The following is a 7,136-nucleotide window of genomic DNA, read 5'->3' on the forward strand; positions in this document are numbered from 1 at the left end:
AAGCCCGAGCAACCTTTTAGTTTGCTCGGGCTTATGTTATTTCGCATGTATTTCTATTTTAGAATTTCTAAAGTATCTTTTTTTCAATAAACCTTTTGTCACTAAAAGAACTGGGAACGCTATGCTTGAAAATATAGCTAATATTAAAAATACTAAAAAGCCATTTTGATACCCATAATAATCGAGAAGTATCCCACCAAACCATGGCCCGATTACTCCACCAATTCCTGAAAAACCCATAGCTCCAAAATATGTCCCTTTCAAATGTGAAACAGCTATCTCATCAATAAATACATCTGTCATTGAAAACATTAATACTTCTCCGAATGTAAAAATAATTGTACATATAGCAGCCCCTAACATAGATTCTACTAGTCCAAATCCAAACAATCCCCCGCTCACAAATAACGTTCCAACCATAATAGACGCTAACGGCGTATAGTTTTTACACATTTGAATAACAGGGTATTGAATAACTACTACTGTAATTGCATTTAAAGTTAGCATATATGAGAACAGTTTTACTCCATCTTGAAATATATGTGCGTTTGCAAAATATTGAGATAGTGTCGTCGTTAAATGTGAAAAACCACTATTACTCAAAATAATCCCGACTAAAGCCACTAAAAATACTGTGTCTTTTCGCAAAATCCGAACCGCATTTAACATTGTGACCGGATTTTTTGTAGTTACTTTCTTTTTATCAAGTGGATATTTCTTAAATTGAAGCGCTAATATAACTGTATATAAAATGTACACTCCAGCGGCTACTAAAAAAGGAATTGTTGATTTTGCACTTCCGAGCTGCAATCCAACAATTGGACCAACAGCTACCCCGACATTTACTGCCCCATACCGCAAATTATACGCAAGTAAACGATACTCTGGTTTTGTTAAATCTGATAATAACGCTCTTGATGTCGGTTCAAAAAAAGACCGACATAACCCATTCAAAGCGTTTAATAGAAAGAAACTAAAAACATGATCTGCAACTGAAAACCCTATAAATACAAAAATCCAAACGATCATGGACCATATCATAATCGTTTTCCGGCCAAATCGATCCGATAAATTCCCCCCAATAAAACTAGCAAAAACTCCAACAAGCGCACTCGTTCCAATGATAGCACCGGTCATTCCAGCTGATACGTCTTTAACAGTCGTTAAATAAATCGCTAAAAAAGGAATGCTCATTGAAGTTGCAAACCTAGCAAATAATGTCCCTATAATGATACTCATTCCAAGTGGATGAATATTTTGTAACTTCCCCTTCATCTTTAAACCTACTCTCCCTTTTCTTACATAAAAAAAGAAAGCAAAGGATCTGCTTTCTTTTTCCTTTTTCTATACTTGAGATGTTTATACCCGAGCTGTTCTCGTTATCTCCATATCAATTCCATATGTAAACTGTAGTTCTTTACAAACATCTTTAATCAAAATAGCTACATTATACTTTTCATTAAATTCTAAAACAATGCTTTCTACTTCTTCATATGTATACTTATATTCGCCAGTGATTACACTTTTTAAATCAAAGCATTCATTAACACAAAGCTGGACGAGTAATTGATCATACTTCTCCATTACATCTTCTTTTTTCCAAAGTAACTCCTTTACATATAACCGATCAAATTTCACACTTTCTCGATTACATTCCGTTAAAATCCGGGTCATCTCATTTAATTCTCGATATAATTCGGAAATATTTCTGCTTAAACTAAGCAGCTTATCTACGCCGTTTTCATATAGCATTTTCATTCCACCCCCGCATTTTCTTTTTCTTATTATAGCAAGAAAATTCTAAAAATAGTTTCTTTCTTCTGAAATATTAGGAAACTTATTTCAATTGCTTTACAATGAAACTAGTGAATGAGAAAGGAGAAAGAAAATTGGAGAAAAAATTATATTACAACGATGCTTATCAGCAAACCTTTACAACTAAAGTTATAAAACAAGAGCATGATACAGAAGGAAACTTATATGTTGTTTTAAATGAAACTGCATTTTATCCAACAGGCGGCGGACAACCACACGACACTGGAACTTTAAATGGTATTCCGGTAAGTAACGTTGAAGAAGTAAATGGAGAAATTCGTCATTTCATAATAGAACAATTACATACAGAAGAAGTAGAGGGTAAAATAGATTGGGAGCGCCGTTTTGATCATATGCAGCAACATACAGCTCAGCACATTTTATCTGCTGCTTTTTGGGACCATTTTGACATACCAACAATTGGGTTCCATCTCGGCAAAGAAACGGTAACAATTGATTTAGAAACGGAAAATCTTCCTACAGAAACGGTTGAAAAAGCAGCGCAAATTGCCAACAAAATTGTTTTTGAAAACCATCCAATCCATACCCAGTGGATGAACTTAGAAGAAGCGAAAACATTACCTCTTCGTAAAGAACCTACTATGACAGAAAATATACGCGTTGTTATTATCGAAAATTTCGACTACAACGGCTGTGGTGGAACGCATCCGAAACGTACAGGTGAAGTAGGTCCTATTCAAGTACTTAATTGGGAGCGCAATAAAGGTGGCATCCGCTTAACATTTATCGCTGGTTGGCGCACACTTAAACTAATGGGACAACAGCAACAAATTATGAAAGATGTTTCTAAACAATTAAACAGTAGCGAAACTGATATTCCAGCAAAAGTAGCACAGATTCTTACTTCTCAAAAAGAAAACGAAAAAGCAGTACAAGCAATGAATGAAAAATTATTATTTGCAGAAGCGAATGAACTATTACAACAATCTGAAGAAATACATGCTGGAACACTTATCTCTCGAGCATTTACAAATCGCTCTATGCAAGAAGTCGCAAAACTAGCTGCTATCATTACAGAACAACAAGAGCATGCAATTACATATTTCGTTATTGAAAATGAGGACAAATTACAATGTATTCTTGCTTGTGGTAAAGCAGTGACACTCGATATGAATACTCTTTTAAAAGATGCCCTTCCTACAATTGAAGGAAAAGGCGGCGGGAATAAAAAGAGTGCTCGCGGCGGTGGGAAAGCAATTATGAGTGGAGATGAGTTTTTAAGTCGGCTTGTTTCTTCTTTACAGTCAGCAGTGTAGATTATTTTATGAGGAAGATGTCATCTAGTGAAGCTTTTTGACTAGGTGGCATCTCTTTTTGTTTTACTAGCAATACCTTTTCGTCTTCAATTAAAATTCCAGTAACCCGAACTTACATTACATTCGTCATAATCTCTCCCCTTTTTCTATTAAATTTACAAATAAACCCTTCCACAAAAAGAACATATGTTTTATAATTAAAGAAAATTATGGAAGAAAGAAGTTGTTACATCTATGCGTCCACCTTTAACAAAGTCTATATCACTTGAAGATTTCCAAAACTTTTATTGGTTAAAAGCAGAACTCCAAACATTTTGTCGTGAGCATGGTTTGTCAGCTAGTGGCTCTAAGATTGAAATAACCGAGCGTATCTCACATTATTTACATACTGGTAAAATATTAAAAAACAGCTCTAGTCAAAAGGTGAGTAAAGCTTCCCTCTCTTATAAAGAACTTTCTCTTCAAACGATTATTACTAACAATCACCGCTGTAGCGAAGATGTCCGTGCTTTTTTCAAAGAAAAAATCGGAGCAAACTTCCGCTTTACAGTAGCTCTTCAAAAATTTTTTAAAGAGAATGTTGGAAAAACATATGAAGACGCGATAACGTTTTGGTATGAAGAAAACGAACGAAAAAAAGATCCTACATACAAAACAACTATCAGCGCGCAGTTTGAATACAATCGTTTCACTCGCGACTTTTTCGAAGATCCAAATAACAAAGGGAAATCAAAAGCTGATGCTATCGCTGCTTGGAATGAAATAAAAGCAAAACCTGGTAGTAATGCTTATGTTCCTCAAAAAGTAGAAAACTAGTCCCTTTCTAGTTTTCTACTTTCTCAAATAATAGCGCAAGCCCTATTCCACCACCAATTCCTAACGTCGTAATTCCATATTTCATATGCTCTCTTTGTGCTTGATAAAACAAACGTGTCACAAGCATAGCTCCAGATGCACCGTACGGATGACCGAGCGCAATTGCTCCACCATTTACATTTAATTTTTCAAAAGGAATTTGTAACTCCTTTGCACAAGCAACAACTTTTGAAGCAAATGCTTCATTTATTTCAAAACAATCAATGTCCTCTACTTTTAAATTCATTTCACTTAATAATTTATTCATTGCAAATATCGGACCAGTCCCTGGAAGATTCGGATCCACTCCAACTACAGCACTATGAACGAAACGAAGAACAGGCTTATATCCTAATTTCCGAGCTTGCCCCTCTTCCATTACAAGAACAGCACATGCTCCGTCGTTTACACCACACGAATTCCCTGCTGTTACCGTTCCATTTTGTAAAAATACAGGTTTCGTTCTCTTAATCATTCTTTCATAATTCATTTCTCGCTTAATAGATTCATCTAATAATCCATTAAGTGATAATATTTCATCTTGTATATATCCATTTTCTAACGCTTGTAATGTCCGGTTATAACTAAGACAAGCGTACTCGTCTTGCATTTCCCTCGTTATGTTATAACGCTCCGCGACATATTCAGCCGCTACTCCCATATCAGGATCACCAATTGTTTCAGGTGAAAACCGCGCTCTCTTTTGAAAAGGTGACGTACTTGTACTCTCTACTCCCCCGGCGATATAACAATTACCTGCTCCCCCTTGAATGAGATGACACGCCGTACGTACTGCCTCCAATCCAGCACCACATTGCCGGTCAATCGTTACACCAGGAATATGATAACCGAGCCCTGCTTCTAAAGCAGATAATCTTGCAACGTTACCTCCTGGTCCAACGACATTTCCTAATATGACATCATCTATTTCTCTCTCAATTCCTTTACTTAGAAACGTAAGAAGCGGCGCTACTAATTGCTGAACTTCATAATCTTTTAACATCCCATTCTTCTTACCGATGGGTGTTCTTTTCGCCTCCACAATAACCGCTCTATTCATATATCTTCTCCTAGTTTTCAATCATATTTTTTGCTGCAACACGAGCAATCTTCCCGCTATTTGTATAAGGTATTTCATCAACAAAATGCCATTCTTTCGGTATTTTAAAAGAGGATAATCGTTGTAAGCAAAAACTCTTTAATTGTTGCTTCGTAGCACTTCCTTTTACGATAGCGACAGGCTTTTCACCCCAATAATTATCTTTCACACCAACTACAACAATTTCTTCAACAGCTGGATGCGTATATAACAAACTTTCTATCTCTTCTGGGTAAATATTGATTCCTCCAAATAAAATCATGTTCTTCTCTCTACCAACAATATATATAAAGCCTTCTTCATCTTGGTAACCCACATCCTGCACTGTCATCCAACCATCCTTGGACAATTGCGGGATTATAGCTCCATCCGATACATAGCCCATAAAAAACTGATCACTTTTTACATAAACAGTTCCTACCTCGCCTACCTGTACTTCTTCTCCTACTTCATTACATACTCGAACTTGTACATTATGACAGGGTTTCCCTACTGAATTCGGCTTTCTTTCACTCTCTTTATCGACCAATTCCGTTACAAAGCTTAGCTCCGATGCACCATAAAATTCATATCTTTTTGCATAAGGAAACATATTCTTCATCTTTTCTTTCGCTTCAGCTTCCCATTTCGCTCCTGACGAAATAATTTTCATTTCACCTTCAATTACTTTATTTTCTTTATACAAAGACTCAAGCATTGTAGGAACTGTATACATTACAGAAATATTCTCTACCTTTATACTAGATAGCACTTGAACTGGTACAAACTTTCTCATTATGTGTACCGTTTGCCCTAAAAACAATGCACTTATTGCCCCATATAAGAATAAAGAATGAACAAGCGTCCCAGCTATTAAAATAGAATCTGTATTTTTCATATGAAAATCATGTACATTACAATCAAAACTATGTACCCATGACTGTTGAGCACGTAAAAATGCTTTTGCTTTCCCAGTCGATCCTGATGTAAATCCCATATAAAAAGGAGCGTTTTGTACATTTTCTACAGGATTATATGCAGGAGGATAGTTCTCAATCATTTCTTTCCATTCTTCAATCTCAATAACCCTTCCTTCTTCGCACGATATATCACTAAGCCTATACTGCTCCGCCACAATAATATCCGGTTTACTAATCGATATTCTTTCTTTAAGTTCATCTCGTTTCCATTTTATATCTAACGGCACACAAACCCATCCAGCCATTGCGGAACCCGCAAATATTTGTAAAAACTCAGTACAATTTTCTAATACAATTGCTACTGTTTTATTCTTCGATTCTTTTTCATTCAACCAGTTTGCTACTTTACAAACTGACTCGAACCAATCTTTATATGTTAACACTCTATCATTTTCTTTAATCGCTATTTTATTCGGTTGTAAAGAGGCATACTTTTTGTATTCTTTTGTAATCCCCATATGTGACGTCCTTTCTTTACAAAATAATAAAGAGAAACACGCAAGTAACGTGTTTCTCCTTTTTCTTATCCTGCATTTGTAATTTTTTTATTCTTTAAAGCAGGCGTAATAATATGTTTCAATGAGCGATGTAATCTTGTCACAAGAATCGCTGCTATAGTCGCCTTTATGCAATCACCTGGTAAAAATACGACACTTACTTTCATCGTTTCCCATACGGAAATATCCATTACGAAAGCTTGGACAATGATACCAAATACATAAACTACGAAAATACCACCAATTATATTAATGCATAATACTTTTATAATAGAAACTTCACGTAAACGCTCAATTAAATATCCAATGACAAACGCTCCAACGATATAACCAAGTAAATATCCTGCACTTGGCCCAACAAATACACTTGGACCCCCTCGTCCACCAGCAAGTAATGGTGCTCCAACTCCAACTATAAGTAAGAAAATAAGCTGACTTAATGCACCGAGACGTGATCCTAACAGTCCACCAGCAAGCATAACACCAAGTGATTGTAATGTAATCGGAACTGGTGTAATAGCAAGAGCAATCGGAGGGATTAATCCTAGCACTCCCATAATAGAACTAAATAAAGCGACGAAAACTAAGTTTTTTGTATTCATGTTTGCTTCTCCTATTTGTAAACTTAAAATAT

At 35.8% G+C, this 7,136-nt stretch carries 7 protein-coding genes and 1 pseudogene; 2 read left to right on the plus strand and 6 right to left on the minus strand.

Features of this window, described 5'->3' with window-relative positions; translation table 11 throughout:
* Positions 1-36 precede the first annotated feature (36 nt).
* Positions 37-1,275, minus strand: a complete 1,239-nt coding sequence (locus tag AB3X48_RS05325; RefSeq protein WP_016105831.1) for an MDR family MFS transporter — start codon at positions 1,273-1,275, stop codon at positions 37-39.
* 84 nt (positions 1,276-1,359) lie between these two features.
* Complete coding sequence (locus tag AB3X48_RS05330; protein WP_088099413.1) at positions 1,360-1,758, minus strand: hypothetical protein; 399 nt, start codon at positions 1,756-1,758, stop codon at positions 1,360-1,362.
* A 131-nt stretch (positions 1,759-1,889) separates the two neighbouring features.
* On the opposite strand from AB3X48_RS05330, the gene AB3X48_RS05335 reads away from it, so the two are divergent.
* Positions 1,890-3,092 (plus strand): alanyl-tRNA editing protein, encoded by a 1,203-nt coding sequence (locus AB3X48_RS05335; protein WP_165762445.1) that lies wholly within the window; start codon positions 1,890-1,892, stop codon positions 3,090-3,092.
* A gap of 55 nt (positions 3,093-3,147) precedes the next feature.
* On the opposite strand, the pseudogene AB3X48_RS05340 reads toward AB3X48_RS05335, so the two are convergent.
* Positions 3,148-3,267, minus strand: a pseudogene (locus tag AB3X48_RS05340) (NUDIX hydrolase); the annotation flags it as partial.
* A gap of 59 nt (positions 3,268-3,326) precedes the next feature.
* On the opposite strand from AB3X48_RS05340, the gene AB3X48_RS05345 reads away from it, so the two are divergent.
* On the plus strand, positions 3,327-3,908 hold the full coding sequence (locus AB3X48_RS05345) for a DUF6434 domain-containing protein (protein ID WP_002128513.1): 582 nt from the start codon (positions 3,327-3,329) through the stop codon (positions 3,906-3,908).
* Between the two features lie 7 nt (positions 3,909-3,915).
* Here AB3X48_RS05345 and AB3X48_RS05350 read toward each other — a convergent pair whose 3' ends face one another.
* From AB3X48_RS05350 to AB3X48_RS05360, 3 genes are all read right to left on the minus strand, one after another.
* Positions 3,916-5,007: an acetyl-CoA C-acyltransferase gene (locus AB3X48_RS05350; RefSeq protein WP_016105834.1), complete on the minus strand. Its 1,092-nt coding sequence runs from the start codon at positions 5,005-5,007 to the stop codon at positions 3,916-3,918.
* Positions 5,008-5,017: 10 nt separating this feature from the next.
* The gene (locus AB3X48_RS05355; RefSeq protein ID WP_016105835.1) at positions 5,018-6,463 is read right to left on the minus strand and encodes an acyl-CoA synthetase; all 1,446 of its coding nucleotides are present in this window, start codon (positions 6,461-6,463) and stop codon (positions 5,018-5,020) included.
* Positions 6,464-6,528: 65 nt separating this feature from the next.
* Positions 6,529-7,104 (minus strand): biotin transporter BioY, encoded by a 576-nt coding sequence (locus tag AB3X48_RS05360; protein WP_002111152.1) that lies wholly within the window; start codon positions 7,102-7,104, stop codon positions 6,529-6,531.
* Between the last annotated feature and the right edge of the window lie 32 nt (positions 7,105-7,136).

The sequence above is a fragment of the Bacillus sp. S4 genome (assembly GCF_040838205.1).
GTDB classification, from domain to species: Bacteria; Bacillota; Bacilli; order Bacillales; family Bacillaceae_G; genus Bacillus_A; species Bacillus_A cereus_U.

Coding starts and splice junctions, on each gene's coding strand:
- AB3X48_RS05325 (WP_016105831.1), bottom strand. CDS start 1,275: ATGAAGGGGAAGTTACAAAATATTCATCCACTTGGAATGAGTATCATT.
- AB3X48_RS05330 (WP_088099413.1), bottom strand. CDS start 1,758: ATGAAAATGCTATATGAAAACGGCGTAGATAAGCTGCTTAGTTTAAGC.
- AB3X48_RS05345 (WP_002128513.1), top strand. CDS start 3,327: ATGCGTCCACCTTTAACAAAGTCTATATCACTTGAAGATTTCCAAAAC.
- AB3X48_RS05350 (WP_016105834.1), bottom strand. CDS start 5,007: ATGAATAGAGCGGTTATTGTGGAGGCGAAAAGAACACCCATCGGTAAG.
- AB3X48_RS05355 (WP_016105835.1), bottom strand. CDS start 6,463: ATGGGGATTACAAAAGAATACAAAAAGTATGCCTCTTTACAACCGAAT.
- AB3X48_RS05360 (WP_002111152.1), bottom strand. CDS start 7,104: ATGAATACAAAAAACTTAGTTTTCGTCGCTTTATTTAGTTCTATTATG.